The following is a 16,784-nucleotide window of genomic DNA, read 5'->3' on the forward strand; positions in this document are numbered from 1 at the left end:
GGCCAACGCCGGACCCACCCCCCGGCTCTACTTCTTCCTCGAGTCACCCGCCGGCCGGACCCTCACCGACTCCGTGCGGGTGATCAACCGCACCGACACCGAGCGCACCTTCACCGTGTACGGCGCGGATGCCTACAACACCGCCCGCGACGGCGGGTTCGCGCTGCGCCAGCTCACCGAGAAGCAGTCGGACATCGGGGTGTGGACGGTGGTCGGCGCCGGCACCGTGGTGCTCCCGCCCAAGGCGCAGGCCGACATCCCGTTCACCATCACCATCCCGACGAACGCCAGCCCCGGCGACCACATCGGCGGCATCGTCGCGATGGAGTCCGTTCCGGGCGGTCGGAGCGAGCAGAACGGCGTCGCCGTCGCGGTGCAGCGGGCCGTCGGCGCCCGCATCTACCTGCGGGTGGCCGGGCCGGAGACGCCCGGCCTCAACCTCGCCGACCTGGATCTGGACCACCCGACGCCCTGGCTGCCCACGCCGGTCGACGGTGCCCTGGAATACACCCTGGCCAACACCGGCAACCTGCGCCTCGCCCCCACCATCACGGTCACCGCCTCCGGCATGTTCGGACACCGGATCCACCAGCGTGGCGCCACCCCACAACTCGACCTGGTTCCGGGCGCCGAGTCGCGGATGCGTACCCGGTTCACCGGGCTGTGGCCGGTCGACCTCGTCACCGCCACCGTGACGGCGAAGGCCGACGGTGGCGTGCTCACGGTGCGGACCACCCGTACCGTCGTCGTCTCCTGGACCGGCGTCGCCGCACTCGCCGCGCTGATCGCCGCCGCAGTCGTGGCCTGGCGCAGGCGCCGCCGCGCCCAGGTGGCCCGGCCCCGGGGCGTCCGACGCGTCCGCGCGCACGCGGAGGTCGGATGACGAGGATCGGACGCACCCTGACCGCCGTCGTGTGCGGGTTGGTCATCGGGCTGGCACTGCCCACCGGGCCGGCGTGGGCAGCCGAGGGACTGACCCTCGACGCCCCGGCGGCGGCACCGGGCGACCGGCTCGGGGTGAACGGCACCGGCTGGCCCGGCGGCGCACTGGTCCAGCTCGTCACCTGCGGGCAACTCGCCGTCGGCGGTTCGGCCTCCTGCGACACACGGGCCGCCCTGGCCGTTCCGGTGCGCCCGGACGGCACCTTCGCGGTGCAACTCGTGCTCGGCACCCCGCCGGTGCCCTGCCCGTGCGTCGTGCACGCCACGCTCGTCGGCGGCACCGCGCGCGGCCAGGTCGACGCGCCGCTGGAACTCACCGGGCACACCATGGGGGAGACCCCCACCGTCTCGACCGCCCCGGTCCGCCTCGACCTGGTCGAGGCGAGGATCGCCGGCCGACCGGGCTGGCGGAGCCTCTTCGGCGCCGCCGCGACCCGGACCCTCGTCTACACCGTGCACAACCCCGGGCCGCACCCGCTGCCCAACCCGCCCCTCAACGTCCGGATCGGCCGCGACGGCGGCGGCGACCGGATCAGCACGCCCGGCACCGGCGGCATCCGGCCGGGCGAGACACGCACCTACCGGATACCCGTCACCACCCCGTTCGCCGCGTTCGGCCGGTACACCGTGCAGGCCGACCTGGGCGGGTTCGGACCGGCCGAGGCGACGCTCCGGACGTACCCATGGGGCCTGTTCCTGGTGCACCTGCTCGGCGGGACGCTGATCATCGTGGGCGTCGCCCGCCGCATCGCCAACCGCCGCGACCGCCCGCCGCTGCCCGCGATGGCCGCCGCCCCGACCGGCACGCTGCTGCCGTCCGTCGTGCGGGTCGGCTCACTCGGGGCGTACCTCGTCTTCGACGACGCTCCCGGCGCCGGCCGGCTACGTCGACGGGCCAACGCCCACCTGAGCGTTGCCGCGCTGCGGGACCTGCTCGGCGACGCCGGACTGCCGAACAGATCCGGCACCGAGGCCGCCGGCACCGCGGTCATCGACCTCACCGCCCTCGACGCGGTGCTCGCCGCCCGCCCAGGCGCGGCCACGCCGGCCGGAGCACGCGCCGGCAACCAGAGCGCCGCCGCCGTGATCGATCTGGCCGCGCTCGACACCTACCTCGGGAGCCCTCGATGAGCCGCGATCCTGGCACCCACACCACCGGCTGGGACCGGGCCCTGACGGTACGGGCGGCCGTCGCCACCGTCGCCGCGCTGCTCGCCTTCGTCGGCTGCGGCGCGGTGCTGCCCGGAGTGGGCGGCGCCGACGGCACCGGCGTCGGGCCCGGCGTCACCGCCGACGCGGTCACCGTCGTGTTCGTCGGCACCGACCTGACCAGGACAGCGAACCTGACCGGGTTCAACACCGCCTCAACCGGCGACCCGGTACGCCAGATGCGGGCGCTGGAAAGCCACGTCAACGCCAACGGCGGCATCGCCGGCCGGCGGATGCGAGCGATCTTCCGCAACTACGAGGCGAGCGACGACTCACCGGCCGCCGAGGAGAAGCTCTGCAACCAGATCACCCAGGACGACCGCGCGTTCGCGGTCGTGCTCACCGGCCAGTTGCAGGCCAACGCCCGCCCCTGCTACGCACAGCGGCACACCCTGGTGCTCGACGCCACCCTGATCACCATCGACCAGGCGACGAACGAGCGCCTCGCGCCATACCTGTTCGCCCCGGCCTATCCCGCGTACGACGACTTCGTACGCGCGTACCTGCCGGCGCTGGCCGCGCAGGGCTTCTTCGACGGTGCCCGGCAGGCGGGCATCGTCGCGGTCGACGCACCGGCCAACCGGGCGATGTACGAGCAGCACGTGGTGCCGTACCTGAAGCAGCGGGAAATCACCCCGACCGTGGCCTGGATCGACTCCACCGACCTGGGCACCCTCAACACGGGGCTCAACCAGGCCGCCGTCGACCTGCGGGCCAAGCGTGTCGAGCGGGTCTTCTTCCTCGGCGGGACCCGGCTGGCCTCCTTCTTCCTCACCTCCGCCTCCGCCCAGGGCTTCACCGCCCGGTACGGCATCTCCAGCTACGACAATCCCAGCTTCCTGATCGGCAACCCGGACATCATTCCGCGCGAGGCACTGACCGGGGCGGTGGGAATCGGCTTCAACCCCAGCCAGGACGTCGCCGACCGGGAGTACGCCTTCCCCGCCACCGACCCCGAACGAGCCTGCCTGGGCATCTTCGCCGCAGCGGGGGAGTCGTTCGGCACCCGCGAGAACGCCCGCGTGGCCTTCCCGTACTGCGACGCGGTTCTGCTGCTGCAGACCGGCGCGAAGGACCTCGGCGCGGACCTCAACGCGCACCGGTGGCTGGCGGCCGTGGGCAGGCTCGACACGCAGTTCCAGCCGGCCACCGGATTCTCCGGGCGGCTCGGCCCGGGCCGGTTCGCCGCCTCGAACGGCTACCGGGCGTTCGGCTACGACAGCGGCTGCGCCTGCTTCACCTACCGCGGGGAGGACGTGTCCTTTGCGACCCGATGACAACACCGGCCCCGGTGTCGCGCCGGGCACCGCCCGCGACGGTTCGAGGGCATGGCGTTCCCGTAGCGCGGGCTGGGGAGCGGGTACGGCCGGCGGCTTGCTGACCGGGGTGCCGCTGCTCGGCGCCGCGGGACTCGCCCGGAGTCTCGATGTCGACCTGACCAGCGTGCTGACCGCGGTGATCGCCTCCGCGGTGGTCGGCGCGGCCGCGACCGTCGCGGTCGTGCAGCGGGTACCGCACCGCCATTCGGTACGCGCCGCGCTGCTCGCCGGCGCCGGGCTGGGCGCCGCGCTGCTGCTGGTGGTCAACGTAGCCGCCCCGCTGCCGGGGCTGCTCGCGCTCACCGCGCTCGGACTGCCCTGGGCGGTCCTGGTGGTGTCCGGCCGCGCGATCGCCGCCGCGACGGCCGCCCTGCGCTACTGGCACGTGGGCCTGCTGAACGGGCTCGGCCTGGCCGCACTGCTCGCCAGCGGCACCGCGGGCGGATCCGGGTACCACTGGGCGGCAGCGGGCGTCCTCGCGGCGCTCGGCGTGCTGGCCGGGGCGACCGCCGCGGAACTGCCGGGCGATGCCGGCTGGCCACCGGCGCTCCGCACCCTGTTCGACAACGCCACCCGCCCACCCACCGCGCGTACCGCCGTGCTGGCCCAGGCCGGCCTCGGCATGATCGTGCCCGGCGCGCTGATCTTCGCCGCCGACGTGCTGCGCACCGGGTTCGGCCTCGGTCCGCGCGGCGCCGTCGGAGTCGTCGGCGACGCGCTGCTCGCCGGGGCCGCGCTTGCGGTGCTCCTGCGCGGCGAGCGGGCGCTGCGCCTCGCCGTCGCCGCAGCCCCGGCCGGGTTGCTCGTCGCCGCCGGTGCCCTGTTCGTCGAGGCCACCCCCGCCACGGTCGGCGTCGTGCTGTTCGCATCCGGCCTGGCCGTCGCCGTCGGTGCGCTGGTCGCGCTTGCCGTCTCGGGCGAACGCATCGCCGCCGAGGTGCTCCACCCCGACGCCCGCCCCGCGTTCGTGGCGGCGACATCGGTGTTGTCCCTGGCCGGTGGCCTGGGCGGCGCCGGCCTGCTCACCCTGCTCAATTCCCGGTACGGCGCAGGTCCGGCGTTGGCGGTGGCCGCGGCGGCGGTGCTGGTCGGCGCCGGCTACGCCCGACGGGTCCGGCGCACCGCCGCCGCCGACGCCGAACGGTTGGCCCGGGTGCTCGCCGACGAGGCGGAGGTCGCCCGGCTACGGCACAGCGGCGCACGTCCGGCCGCTCTCTCCTGCTCCGGCATCGACGCGGCGTACGGTCCGGTCCAGGTGCTCTACGACGCGGCCGTACGCGTCGGCGACGGCGAGATGGTGGCGATCTGCGGCCCGAACGGGGTCGGCAAGACCACGTTCCTGCGGGTGCTCTCCGGCCTGCACCGCCCCGGCGCCGGGGTGGTCCGGCTCGGCGGGGTCGACGTGACCGCGTTGACCGCGCCCCGCCGGATCGAGCTCGGATTGTCCACGGTGGTCGGCCAGGCGGTGTTCGGCTCGCTCACCGTCACCGAGAACCTGCGCATGCACGGCTACGCGCTGGGCCGGCGCAGCGACGCGGTGCACCGGGGGGTCGACGCGTCGTTCGCCGTCTTCCCCCGCCTCTACGAGCGGCGCGACCAGGTCGCCGCCACCCTGTCGGGCGGTGAGCGGCAACTGCTCGTGCTCGCCAAGACGCTGATCCAGCGCCCCCGGATGCTGCTGGTCGACGAGTTGTCGCTCGGCCTGGCCCCGGTCGTCGTCGGCGGCCTGCTGGAGATGCTGCGCCGACTCAACGCGTTGGGCACCTCGGTGCTGGTGGTGGAGCAGTCCGTCAATGTGGCGCTGTCGCTGGCCGACCGGATCTACTTCATGGAGAAGGGTGCGATGGTCGCCGAGCACACCGCGGGCGAACTGGCCGGTCAACCGGACCTGGTCCGGGCCCTGATGCTCGGCGGCCACGCGCCAGCCGAGGACACCGAGCCCGCGCCCCAGGCGCAGGCCGCAGAGCCCGCGCCCCAGGCGCAGGCCGCCGAGCCCGCGCCCCAGGCGCAGGACGCGCCCGCGTCGGAGGTCACCCCGGTGGACGGGGCGGTGATCCGATGATCGGCGGTTTCGACGTCGGCCCGGACCGCATCGTGCTGGGCCTGTTCACCGGCCTCACGTACGGGCTGCTGGCGGTCGGGCTGGTGCTGGTCTACCGGTCCAGCCGGTTCGTCAACTTCGCACACGGCGCGGTCGGGGTGTTCGGCGCCGCCGTGCTCGGCCGGCTGGTCGGTGACGGGGTGCTGCCGTACTGGCTCGCCCTGCCGGTCGGGATGCTCGCCGCCGCCGCGGTCTCCGGCGCGATCGAGCTGAGCGTGGTGCGCCGGCTGCGGCACCGGCCCCGGGTGATCGGCATGATCGCCACCCTCGGGCTGTCCCAGTTCGTGCTCGTGCTCGCCCTGCTGGTGAACAGCTCGGGGGCCAGCGGCCCGGCGTTCCCGGCGCCGCCCGGCATGCCGTCGTTCACCATCGGCAACACCCCGGTCGGCCCGGCGTTCACCGCGATGCTGCTGCTCACTCCGGTGCTGCTGGTCGGGCTCGCCATGTTTCTCAAGCGCAGCCGGTTCGGGCTGGCGATCCGGGCCGCCGCCGACGCCCCCGACGCGGCCACCCTCAACGGCGTCACCGCGGCCCGGATGGCGACCCTGGCCTGGTCGATCGCCGGTGCTGTGGCCGCCTTCTCGGCGATCCTCATGGCGCCAACCCAGGGCACCCAGTCGATTGAGTCGCTCGGCCCGGCCCTGCTGGTGCGGGGCCTCGCTGGCGCGGTGATCGCCCGGTTCTCCTCCGTCCCGATCGCGTTCGGCGCCTCGCTGGGCATCGGGGTGGGGGAGCAGATCCTGCTGTCCGGTCAGTCCAGCGGGGGCCTCGTCGAGCTGGCCCTGGTCGCGGTCATCCTGGTCGCGCTGCTGGCCCAGCCGGCCCGCGCGCGCCGCGACGGCGAGGACGGCGGCTGGGGCCGGATCGGCGCGCCGCCACTGCCCGCCGCGCACCAGCGGGTCTGGCTGCTGCGCAACCTGGGCCGGGTCGTCGCCGGGGTGGGCTTCGCCGTCGCCGCCGTGCTGGCCTTCGTGATCAGCAATGAGACCGCCTCGGTGCTCATCGCGATCATCGGCTTCACCCTGGTCGGCCTGTCGATCGGGCTGGTCACCGGCGTGGCCGGCGAGCTGTCCCTGGGCCAGTTCGCGTTCGCCGGCATCGGCGCCGCGGTGTCGGTGCAGGTCTCCGTGCGGACCGGCAACCTGTTCCTGGGGATCCTCGCCGGCTGCGCGGCGGCGGCGCTGGCCGCAGTCGCGGTCGGCGTGCCGGCGCTGCGCCTGCGCGGGCTCGCCCTCGCCGTCACCACGCTCGCCTTCGCGCTGGCCACCAGCACGTTCCTGCTGCGGCAGGGCTGGCTGCTCGGCGATGGCGCGCAGGTGCCCAAGCCGCGCATCCTCGGCCACACCTTCGACCTGGCCACCGACTACTACCTGTTCGCGCTGGTGGCGCTGCTGCTCGGCCTGTGGGTCACCGCCAACCTGCGCGCCGGTGCCTTCGGGCGGATCCTGGTGGCGCTGCGCGACAACGCCGACGCCGCCCGCGCGTTCACCGTCGCGGTGCCGGTGCGGGTCCTGCAGGCGTACGCGGTCGCGGGCGCGCTCGCCGGTCTCGGCGGGGCGGTGATCGGCCACGGGCAGACCCAGCTCACAGTGAACACGTTCCCGGCCTCGGCCAGCATCGACGTCGTCGCCACCGTGGTGGTCGGCGGGATCACGCTGCTGGGCGGCCCGCTGCTCGGGGCGTTCCTGATCGTCGGCGTACCCGGATTCCTGGAACTGGACATCATCGGCCAGGCCGCGCTGACCCTGGTCTGGCTGGTCGTGGTGATCGCGTTGCCGGCCGGACTCGGCGGGCCGGTGCTGTGGCTGCGTGACCGGATCGCCGCGCTGATCGCCCGCGGCCGCGACGCACCGGTACCGTCCGCCACCGATGAGATGGCCGGGCCGACGCAGGCCGCCAGCTCCGGTGGCCCGATCACGCTGCCGCCGCGCACCGTCCCGCTGCGGCCGGCGGCGACCGGCGAGCCGCTGCTCTCGGTACGGGAGGTGGCCCGCTCCTTCGGCGGCGTGCGGGCCGTCGCCGGGGCCAGCCTGGACGTCGCCGCCGGCGAGGTGGTCGGCATCATCGGCCCGAACGGCGCCGGCAAGACCACCCTGTTCGAAATCATTGCCGGCTTCACCCGCCCGGACCGGGGCGCGGTCCTGTTCGCCGGCCGCCCGGTCACCGGGCTGTCGCCGCAGCGGCGGGCCGGTCTCGGGCTGGTGCGCTCGTTCCAGGACGCCCGGCTCTTCGCCACCATGACGGTGCTGGAGACCGTCATGGTGGCCGGTGAACGGACCGCGCCGACCAGCCTCGTCGCCGCAGCTCTTGGTGCCACCGCCCCGGACCAGGCCAAACGCCGCCGGGCCGAGGAACTCGTCACGCTGATGGGCCTGGCCCCGCTCGCCGATCGGTTGGTCGGGGAACTGTCCACCGGTACCCGCCGGATCGTCGAGATCACCTGCCTGTTGGCGCTGGAGCCGGCGCTGCTGCTGCTCGACGAGCCCTCGTCGGGAGTGTCCCAGACCGACGGCGTCGCGCTGGGCGAGGTGCTGCGCCGGATCCACGACGAACTCGGGGTCACCATGGTCATCATCGAGCACGACCTGCCGCTGCTCGCCCGGCTCGCCGACCGGCTGGTCGCGATGGACGGCGGCCGGGTCATCGCCGACGGCACCCCGCAGGAGGTCCGCACCCACCCCGACGTGGTCCGCTCCTACCTCGGTACCGACCACGCCGCCGTCAACCGCTCCGGCGTGCCCGCTCAACGTACGACGGTGCCGTCGTGAGCCCGCTCCGCGTCGCCCCGCCACTTGCCCGTGCCGGCCTGCGCCGAACCTGTCAGGAGATCGCCGTGCGAACCTTCCGCCGCCGGGCGCTCACGCTCGCCGCCCTGCTCGCCACCAGCAGCGGCCTTGCCGTCGTGGCGGCACCCCCGGCCGCGTTCGCCGCGCCGACCCTCACCGTCAGCGCGACCACCGGGCTGACGGACAAGCAGCAGGTCATCGTCAACGGTTCGGGTTTCACCCCGAACCTGAAGCAGATCGCAGTCGGTCAGTGCGTCGCCGGTTTCAAGGGACCGACCGACTGCAACCTGTCCGGCGGGGCCGCGTTCGTCAACGCCGACGGCAGCGGGAAGCTGCCCACGGTCACCCTGAAGCTGGCCCAGAAGTTCGGCGCGTTCGACTGCACCAAGCGCGAGTGCGTGGTCGCGGCGCAGATCCTGCCCACGAGCGGCAACGCCGACCAGGTCGAGGCCAACAAGGTCTCGGTGTCGTTGACGTTCGGCAAGAAGCCCGCGCAGAAGCCCGCACCGGCAACCCCGTCCGCGACCCCACCCGCGCCGGCGGCACCCTCGGCCACGCCGGCCGCCACCACCTCACCCTCGACCGGGCCGGCGGGCGCCGCCGGCACGTCGGCCCCGACGCTGGTCAACGCCAACCCGGTGAACGCCGGTCCGGACCGGTACGCGGTCACCGTGCTGGTCGGCTCCGGCCTGCTGTTGCTCTGCATCGGCCTGCTCGTGCTGATGCCCTACCGGAACCGGAGGTCCTCATGACCCGACGTCGTTTCCCCGTCCGGATGGCAGCGCCCGCGCTCGTCCTGGCCCCGCTGCTGCTGACGATCCCGGCGGCGGTCCCCGCCCGGGCGGCACCACCGGCCGCGGCGATCGGTCCCACGGCCGCGACGCTGGGCTGCCGGCTGTACTTCAACGACGCCGGTACCGGCAGCTCGCCGACGGTCTGGCAGGACACCTTCACCCTGACCCAGTCCCCGGCTGAGCCGAAGGTCGGCGACACGGTGACCGTCACGCTCACCGCGCCCACCGGCCCCGACAACGGGCCGGTGGGGCTGAACGCCGGTGACGTTCCGGTGAACGTCACGCTGGCCCTGGGCGGCTCGCTCTCCGGCAGCGCGACGCTGCGGATGTCCTCGTACCCCGCGCGGGCCGTCGCCCCGGCGGAACCGCTCGGCCCGATCACCGCGACCGGCACCTACTTCGCCGCCGCCGCCGGAGCGGCGACGCTCACCGTCGGGCGGGTCACCTTCGCCAACGCCTCGGCCACGACGCACTGCTCGGCTGCCGGCGACCGCGACCACAAGGCCGCACCGGTGCCGACCTCCATCGTGGAGGACTTCACCGTCGGCGGTACCGGCACCGCGACCCCACCGCCGAGCCCGTCCGCCTCCGCAACGCCGTCGCCCTCCGCAAAACCGTCGCCGTCGCTCCCGCCGCCGGCGACGGACGACCCGCCGACGGCAACCGACGAGGTCGACACGCCGGCGCAACCGTTCGGCCCGAAGAGCGTGAAGCTGAACTGCAAGACGCTGAGCAGCCTCTCGGCGTGGACCGCCACGCACACGCTGAGCATGTCGCCCAGCAACCCCGGGCGGGGCGCCAAGGTGACGGTGAGCCTGAAGTTCTCGGCCGGCCCGAAGAGCGGACCGGTGCCCGTCGGCGCCGGTGATCTGGTGCCCAAGGCGACCGTCAAGGTCGGCGGGGTGGGCAGCGGCACGGTGAACCTGAGGGGCCCGGCGTACGGCGCGATCGACGCCTACGCCGCCCTGCCCGGCGCGACGCTGACCGGGACCTACACCACCGCGCGGGCGGGCCTGGTCAGTCTGACGGTCAGCAACATCGTCTTCGATCACCCGCAGGTCGACACCGAGTGCAACGCCGGCGCCGACCCGGTCACCGGCCCGAAGGAGACGTCGATCGTCGCCAAGTTCACGGTGAAGTCGCGGGCCGCGACCGACGACGAGGGCGAAGGCGGTGGCGGTGGCAACGGCGACGGTGGTGGGTCGTTGCCGACCACGGGCGAGGGGGGCGTGACGACGCTGATGCTGCTCTGGTCGAGCGCGGCGCTCCTGCTCGGTGTCGGTCTGGTCGTGGTGCTGCCGAGGCGACGCGGCATTCTGCGCAGCTGAGCCCGCAAATGGCGTGGGCCGGGGAGGTATTTCCGGCCCACGCCGTTGCGTATCGCCCGACAGCGCCGGTGTCTCTCCGCACGTCTGATTGGCGACTTCCCGCTGACGCATCGCAACAGTCATGCCTAGCGTTACGGAGTGCAGCCGAACGAGCCATCCCCCGCACAGGCCCTGACCGCGCGCCTGGCGCACAGGTACGCAGCCGACCAGGTGGTCGCCGATGTGGTGAAGGCCCTCAACACCGCGCACGGCACGCCGCTGACCGTGGCACTTCTCGACACGCCCGTCGGCAGCGACCACCTGCGGGAAACCAACACGATCGTCCTGTCCACGAAGTACGCCGAGCCAGGGCTCGCCACCGTCGCCGACAAGCTGATCCTGTACCGGTTGGCCACGGCATTCGCGCACCTCACTGTGGACACGCGCGATGCGGAGGCACTCCAGACATACAACGTGCGCCAGCTACGGCTGTGGCGGTTGGCGAACCCGCCCCAGGGCCCGCCGCCCGCGGAGGTGTACCGGTTCTACCACGGCACAAACCGTTGCAATTTCTACGGCGGCGGCATCCAGCTCACGGGCCTGACGCCGGGTAAGGCCGGCAGCGGCATCGGCTGCAAACGCTGGGAGAGACACGACATTGGCAGCGAGAGCAAGGACCAGGGCTGGAACACTGTCACCCGCGACTTCGACATGGCGCTCTCCTACGCCCGGCAGCACACCGAATGGGCCATGGGGAGAAAACGCAACGAGCCGACCCTGCGCGACGTTGCCGGAGAGGGCGGGCTCGTCCTCGCCTTCGACATGCCGAAGAAGGCCGTCGACGGCAACGACCGGTGGCGCCAGGACAAGAGCGGAGACCCGAACAACTTCCAGACCGAGGAAGCGATACCAGCGGAGTGGATTCGGGTGGTAGAGGAGCTGGGCATCCCAGGGCCCTTGACGGCTGTGGCGCCACCCCCGGAAACCACCGAGGCCCCGGCCAAGGCGAACCCGACGCCGAGCAACAGGCGACGTGTCTACCCGACATCGACACCTTGAGGATCGTGACCTCCTTCTCAGTGTTCGCGCAGCAGGGAACCGGCGCCGTACACCTTGTCGGTGATCCCGTTCTCGCGCAGCGCCATCCACCAGGTCGCCGCGTTGATGGCGATCACCGGCTTGCCGAGCCAGCGTTCGGCCTCGTCGGCCAGCCCGACCATCGACAGGTTGGTGCCGCACTGGACCAGGGCGTCCACGTCCGGGCCGTCCACGGCCAGCAGCGCCCGGCGCAACTCGTCCTCCGGAACGTGGGCGATGGAGACCGCGGTCGGGCACTTGAGCCCCTCGATCGCGGCCACCTCGAAGCCGATCTCGGAGAAGAACTGCACGACGTTCGTGTCGCCGATCGGTTGGTACGGCGTCACCACGCCGATCCGGCGCGCGCCGTGGAGGCGCAGTGCCCGCTCGCACGCCTCCGCCCCGGTCGCCACCTCCAGCCCGGTGGCCGCCCTGATCTGGGCGACAAATTCCCGGTTGCCCTCGACACCGCCCCAGAACGTCTCGGCGGACATCCCCATCACCATGTAGTCGGGCTCGCAGGTCAGCACCCGCTCGCAGGCCGCGCCGATCTCACCGCGGATCTGCGTCAGGAGGTTCTCGAAGTTGCTGTCGCTGGACAGGTCCTGGTTACGGATGTGGATGCGGGAGAAGTGCGCGGTCACCCCGGGCACCGTCATCCGGTAGAAGTCCGGCTCCACGATGGTGTTGGTCGACGGGGCGATGACGCCGAACTTGCGGCGCCAGCCGAGCGCGTCGGTCATGACCTCACGGCTCCTTCCTGGGCGGGGGTCGGGTGGGGACTGGCCGGGGCCAGCGTGCGGGCGCGCGCGGTCAGCCACGCCGCGGCCAGCAGCGCCGCCTGACCGAGGGTGTTGGTGCCCTGTTCCACCCACTGCATGACCAGCGTCTCGTGATCGGGATGGTTGCGCAGCGGCACCAGCAGCAGTACGCAGGCCAGCCCGGAGACGTAGAGCGCCACTGCGCCCCAGGCGCGCCGTCGGCCGGCGATGACCGCGGCCAGAACGCTGATGGCGGTCACGCCCGTGGTGGCGAGGGCGAAGATGGGGGCGAAGATGGCGTACGCGGCGGCCACGCCGGCGGTCACGGCCAGCACGGCGGCGAACGGCCACCACGGCACGCTGCGCCCGCGCAGCGCGCTTGCCAGGCCCCAGACCAGACCGACCGCGCCGACCGCCATCAGCGGGAACAGCGCCGCCTCCAGCCAGGGCAGGTCGATCGAGAACCCGGCCAGCAGCAGCTTCCAGGTCGACTTGGCCAGGCCGCCGAGGCCGATCAGGACGGCGCTGACGCGGGCGACCGGGCCCACTCGCGGCACGACCCGGGCGGTCACGCCGGCCAGGATCCAGAACCCGACCAGCGCCAGACCGGTCGGCACGAAGTCCTCCAGCGCGAGGACGACTGTGTAGTCGCTGCCGTTCACGACAGGTGCTCGCGCCCGGTCACGGCGGGGCCGCCGACGGACTCGCCGAAGAGGTCGCGCTTGCGGAAGCCGGCGACGGCGAACCGAGCGGCGGCCTTGCGGCTGGTCAGCCAGGCGGCCCGGCTGCCGTTGCGGCCCCCGGCGAGGACCCGGTCGGCCAGCCACGGGGTGACCGTCTCGACCCGGTCACCGAGGATGTTGAAGACCTTCTTGGCCTTCGCCAGCTCGTCCGGCGGGTAGTCGTGGGTGAGCAGGTCGGTCACGACGATGCCGGGGGAGAGGTGGTGCACGGTGACCCTGTCGGCGACCCCGGCTGCGGCGAGCTCCTTGGCCAGCCCGTCGGTCAGGTAGGTGACCGCGCGCTTGGATGCCCCGTACCCGGTAAGCCCCGGCCGGGCCTGCCCGTTGGAGCCGAAGCCCTCCATGTTCCACAGCGCGCCGCGACCCTGCTCGATCATCGCGGCGAGCACCACCGCGCTGGCCCGGGCCACCCCGCCGAGGTTCGCCGCGAGCACTCCGTCCAGCTCTGCCGGCGGCAGCTCCCACAGTGGGCGGCGGGCATGGTTCGTGCCCGCGTTGTTGATCCAGATGTCGACCCCGCCGAACGCCTCGGCGGCCGTCGACCAGAGCACGGACACGTCGTCGCGGTCGGTGACGTCCGCACGTACCCCGAGCACCTCGGCTCCGGCCGGCACCGAGGCTTCGGAACGCAGTGTGGCAAGCGCCGTTGCCACCGACTCCGCGCTGCGTCCGCAGAACGCGACCCGGGCGCCGCGGGCCAGCAGCGCGCGTACCAGGCCGGCACCGATCCCGCGGGTGCCGCCGGTCACCACCACCGCGGTCATCCGGCCGGCTCCCAGGCGAGCAGCCCGTGCAGGACGCTGTCCAGTACGTTGCCCCGGAACAGCTCGTACACCACGGCGAGGCGCCCGCCGGCGGACATGCCCGGTTCGGCGTCGATGGCGAACTCGCGGCCCTTGACCTTCCACACGTCGCCGCCGTCGGCGTGAAAGTGCCAGGACGGGTAGCTGGCCCGGCCGAAGCCCTGTGCGTTGCCCCAGGCGTCGGGGCCCTCGAAGAACAGCCGGTCACCGTCGCGGCGCTGCTCGACCACGTACCGCCGGTCCAGGCCAGCACCGGCCCAGCTGACCACCCGCCGGGTGCGCAGCAGGTCGATCGGCTCCAGGCCGAGGCGCACCGCGACCTCGCCGCGCAGCTGCTGGTCGGCGCCCCACAGCGCGCAGCTACCGGTGAACGCGCCGGCCTGCTTGGTCGGCAGGATGTACGGCACCGGACCGCGCCGCTCCTCGGCGGACAGGAACCGCGCCACCCGCTCGCGGGTGGCCGGGTTGGTGTCGTAGTCGAAGCTTCGGGTGTAGACGCCGTTGAAGCAGCCCACCACCGTCCAGCCCTGGTAGAGCATCGACGAGTAGACCTGGGTCTCGCCGTCGGGCAGCACCTGATTCCAGGTGTTCAGGTCGACCTGCCAGCCGGGGCCGTAGTAGTGCGAGTCCACGAAGGAGCCGTACGGCTGGCCGGTGCCGAAGAAGTCGGGGCCGGTGTAGACCCGGTCGGCGTCGGAGTCGATGACGCCGAAGGCGAACGGCGCGCCCAGCCGGTAGCGCCCGGCCAGCTCGCCCCCGCCGACCAGCCCGCCGTCCATGAAGTACGTGGTGACGCCGTCGGCGAAGACCGACGAGCGGCGGATCTTCTCGAAGCCCTGCCAGACGCCGGTGGCGGTGAACAGCGACGGCCGGCCGTGCCACTCGCCGGCGATCCGCTGCTGCCACTCGCTCGGTTCGGCGGCCGCCGGTGCGGGGGCCGGTGCGGTCGGTTCACCCATTGCCGATCAGCTCCGCCCGGATCCGGTCGGTCGCCGGCTCGCCGATCAGCCGGGTGACCCGGGCCCAGACCGGGTCGACGTCGGGACTGAACAGGTTGACCCGCACGGCGGCGTCCCGGGCGGCCAAATCGGTGTCGGCCAGGCCGGCCACGACGTCGGCCGGTAGGCCGTCGGTGACCAGCGCGGACCAGTGCTCGGCGTACGCGGAGACGGCGGCTCCGATCTTCCGGAACGCCTCCTCGGTGGCCCGGCCGACCAGCATCCACGGCGACATCAGCGCGCACTGGCGGGGCCCGATGTCGGCCCGGCTCAGCCCGTCCATCGCGCTGGCCTCGGTGAAGACCGGGGTGAGCGGCTGGTACGCCGCGTCCAGGTAGGGCAGGTGGCTGCTCAGCTCGGCCCGGGGAATCAGGTCGAGGTGGTAGGCGTAGTAGTCGCCGCCGTACACCGAGTCCAGGGTGAAGTGCGGGACCGCGCTGTCGGCGGCGGTGAAGGCGAAGACCATGTGGCTGTCGAGGCGGATCATCGGAACGACCAGCCCGACGTAGACCACCTTGGCCACCGGCTGGCCGGGTGCGCCCTGCCAGACCCGCAGCGCACCCACCGGGTCGGGCGACATCGGGCTGCTCAGCGGCTCGTCGATGACCGCGGTGAGCGGGTGCCGGGCGGTCAGGTGGGCCACCGCGTTCTCGCAGAGTTCCAGCGGGAGACTCATGCCTGCTCCTTCGTATTCGCGCTGCTGGTGGGCCCCGCCTGCGCCTCGGCTCCTGCGGCGGCGTCGGCGCCCTCTTCCTCGGTGATGCGCTTGAGCCCGATCCGCTGCGACTCCACCACGGTCGGGTGGTCGCCCTTGGCCTTGTGCACCCAGGCGCGGGCCAGCTCCGGGTTCTCCCGGCGGGCCGGCGAGGGGATGACGGTCGCCTCCCGGCGCGGCACGTCGCCCGTGATCCGGTCGGCGTCGGAGAGCATCCAGCCTCGTTCGGCCAGCTCCTGGCGGCGTCGCCGGTAGTGCACCGCGATGAGGTCGCTCTTGACGTGCAGTTCCGCGCCGAGGTCGAACGGGAGCAGCTCGGGGCGGACGTTGTTCACCACCTCGGCGTCCTGATAGAAGATCTTGAGGACGCGCTGTACGGCGTTGCGGTTGGCCCACGTCCCGGTGAAGAAGGTGCGTAGCGCGACCCACTTGACCAGCGTGGTCGTCTCGTCCACCGGGATGTTGGTGTCGTAGATGATCAGCTCACCGATCGGCAGCCGGACGTGCAGCTTGATCATGTTGGGCAGCATCCAACCGGCCGAGGTGACCACCGGCGGGCGGTTGGCCAGGTCCGCGTTGTTGCGGTTGACCAGCGACCAGAGGCCCTTGGAGCGCGGCGGGTGCAGGCTGACCGTGGCGAACGCCGACCACTCGTCGGGCATTTCAAGCTCGTACTCGGGAACCTCGGGCTTCTGCGGGTTGCCGAATGCGCCGCCGTGCACGAAGGGCGCGTGCGCGATGTCGCAGCCGTTCTCCAGGATCCGCTCGTAGTTGGCCTTCCACAGGAACTCGCCGGTCACCGCGCGGAACTTGCCACCGTTCTCCACAAGGTTGTCGAACTCCGGCCAGACCGGGATCGGCGGTCGCTCGGCCTCGGGCAGGTCGCCCATGAAGACCCAGACGAAGCCATAGCGCTCCTGCACGGGGTACGAGTCGACCCGGGCCTTGTTCGGGATGCCCCGGCCGGGCTGGTTCGCCGGGATCTTCGTGCACGCCCCACCCGGCTCGAACTCCCAGCCGTGATACGGGCAGACGATGTTCTCGCCGGCCGTCGAGCCGCCGGAGAGCGCCGCGCCCCGGTGCACGCACAGGTCGGACAGAGCCACCACGCGCCCGCGCGGGGTGCGGTAGAGGGCCAGGTACTGGCCGAGCACGGTGATCCGGGCTGGCTTGGTGGTGACCCGGTCGGAGAACTCGACCGCGTACCAGAAGTTCTTGAGCATGGTGGC

Annotated in this window: 13 protein-coding genes and 1 pseudogene; 8 read left to right on the forward strand and 6 right to left on the reverse strand. The window is 72.9% G+C overall.

Going from position 1 to position 16,784, the window contains the following annotated elements:
* The 8 genes and pseudogenes from DLJ58_RS03230 to DLJ58_RS03265 all read left to right on the forward strand — a co-directional run.
* Positions 1–883 (forward strand): annotated as a pseudogene (locus tag DLJ58_RS03230) (WxL protein peptidoglycan domain-containing protein); the annotation flags it as partial.
* Positions 880–2,073, forward strand: coding sequence for a hypothetical protein (locus DLJ58_RS03235; RefSeq protein ID WP_124853776.1), 1,194 nt, complete (start codon positions 880–882; stop codon positions 2,071–2,073). The pseudogene DLJ58_RS03230 and the gene DLJ58_RS03235, both read left to right, overlap by 4 nt.
* On the forward strand, positions 2,070–3,428 hold the full coding sequence (locus tag DLJ58_RS03240) for a type 1 periplasmic-binding domain-containing protein (protein WP_124853777.1): 1,359 nt from the start codon (positions 2,070–2,072) through the stop codon (positions 3,426–3,428). The genes DLJ58_RS03235 and DLJ58_RS03240 overlap by 4 nt, the downstream gene beginning before the upstream one ends.
* Positions 3,415–5,532, forward strand: coding sequence for an ABC transporter ATP-binding protein (locus tag DLJ58_RS03245; protein ID WP_124853778.1), 2,118 nt, complete (start codon positions 3,415–3,417; stop codon positions 5,530–5,532). Before DLJ58_RS03240 ends, DLJ58_RS03245 begins: the two co-directional genes overlap by 14 nt.
* Entirely contained in the window at positions 5,529–8,339 is a 2,811-nt protein-coding gene (locus DLJ58_RS03250) for an ABC transporter permease subunit (RefSeq protein WP_124853779.1), read from the forward strand. Before DLJ58_RS03245 ends, DLJ58_RS03250 begins: the two co-directional genes overlap by 4 nt.
* Complete coding sequence (locus DLJ58_RS03255; protein ID WP_124853780.1) at positions 8,336–9,109, forward strand: neocarzinostatin apoprotein domain-containing protein; 774 nt, start codon at positions 8,336–8,338, stop codon at positions 9,107–9,109. Before DLJ58_RS03250 ends, DLJ58_RS03255 begins: the two co-directional genes overlap by 4 nt.
* Positions 9,106–10,479 (forward strand): hypothetical protein, encoded by a 1,374-nt coding sequence (locus tag DLJ58_RS03260; protein WP_124853781.1) that lies wholly within the window; start codon positions 9,106–9,108, stop codon positions 10,477–10,479. Before DLJ58_RS03255 ends, DLJ58_RS03260 begins: the two co-directional genes overlap by 4 nt.
* Positions 10,480–10,617: 138 nt before the next feature.
* A complete protein-coding gene (locus DLJ58_RS03265) occupies positions 10,618–11,517 on the forward strand; it encodes a hypothetical protein (protein WP_124853782.1) in 900 nt (299 codons plus the stop codon).
* Between the two features lie 17 nt (positions 11,518–11,534).
* Here the strand turns inward: DLJ58_RS03265 and DLJ58_RS03270 are convergent, their stop codons facing one another.
* Genes DLJ58_RS03270 through DLJ58_RS03295 form a run of 6 tightly spaced genes read right to left on the reverse strand, consistent with a single transcriptional unit; the run spans position 11,535 to position 16,778 of the window.
* Positions 11,535–12,278 (reverse strand): maleate cis-trans isomerase family protein, encoded by a 744-nt coding sequence (locus DLJ58_RS03270; RefSeq protein ID WP_124853783.1) that lies wholly within the window; start codon positions 12,276–12,278, stop codon positions 11,535–11,537.
* Positions 12,275–12,958, reverse strand: a complete 684-nt coding sequence (locus DLJ58_RS03275) for a hypothetical protein (protein ID WP_124853784.1) — start codon at positions 12,956–12,958, stop codon at positions 12,275–12,277. The genes DLJ58_RS03270 and DLJ58_RS03275 overlap by 4 nt, the downstream gene beginning before the upstream one ends.
* Entirely contained in the window at positions 12,955–13,803 is an 849-nt protein-coding gene (locus DLJ58_RS03280; protein WP_124853785.1) for an SDR family NAD(P)-dependent oxidoreductase, read from the reverse strand. The genes DLJ58_RS03275 and DLJ58_RS03280 overlap by 4 nt, the downstream gene beginning before the upstream one ends.
* Positions 13,800–14,801 (reverse strand): hypothetical protein, encoded by a 1,002-nt coding sequence (locus DLJ58_RS03285; RefSeq protein WP_124853786.1) that lies wholly within the window; start codon positions 14,799–14,801, stop codon positions 13,800–13,802. Before DLJ58_RS03285 ends, DLJ58_RS03280 begins: the two co-directional genes overlap by 4 nt.
* The gene (locus DLJ58_RS03290) at positions 14,794–15,516 is read right to left on the reverse strand and encodes a hypothetical protein (RefSeq protein WP_124853787.1); all 723 of its coding nucleotides are present in this window, start codon (positions 15,514–15,516) and stop codon (positions 14,794–14,796) included. The genes DLJ58_RS03285 and DLJ58_RS03290 overlap by 8 nt, the downstream gene beginning before the upstream one ends.
* Positions 15,513–16,778, reverse strand: coding sequence for an aromatic ring-hydroxylating dioxygenase subunit alpha (locus tag DLJ58_RS03295; RefSeq protein WP_124853788.1), 1,266 nt, complete (start codon positions 16,776–16,778; stop codon positions 15,513–15,515). Before DLJ58_RS03295 ends, DLJ58_RS03290 begins: the two co-directional genes overlap by 4 nt.
* Positions 16,779–16,784: the final 6 nt, after the last annotated feature.

The organism is Micromonospora arida (assembly GCF_003857035.1).
GTDB classification, from domain to species: domain Bacteria; phylum Actinomycetota; class Actinomycetes; order Mycobacteriales; family Micromonosporaceae; genus Micromonospora; species Micromonospora arida.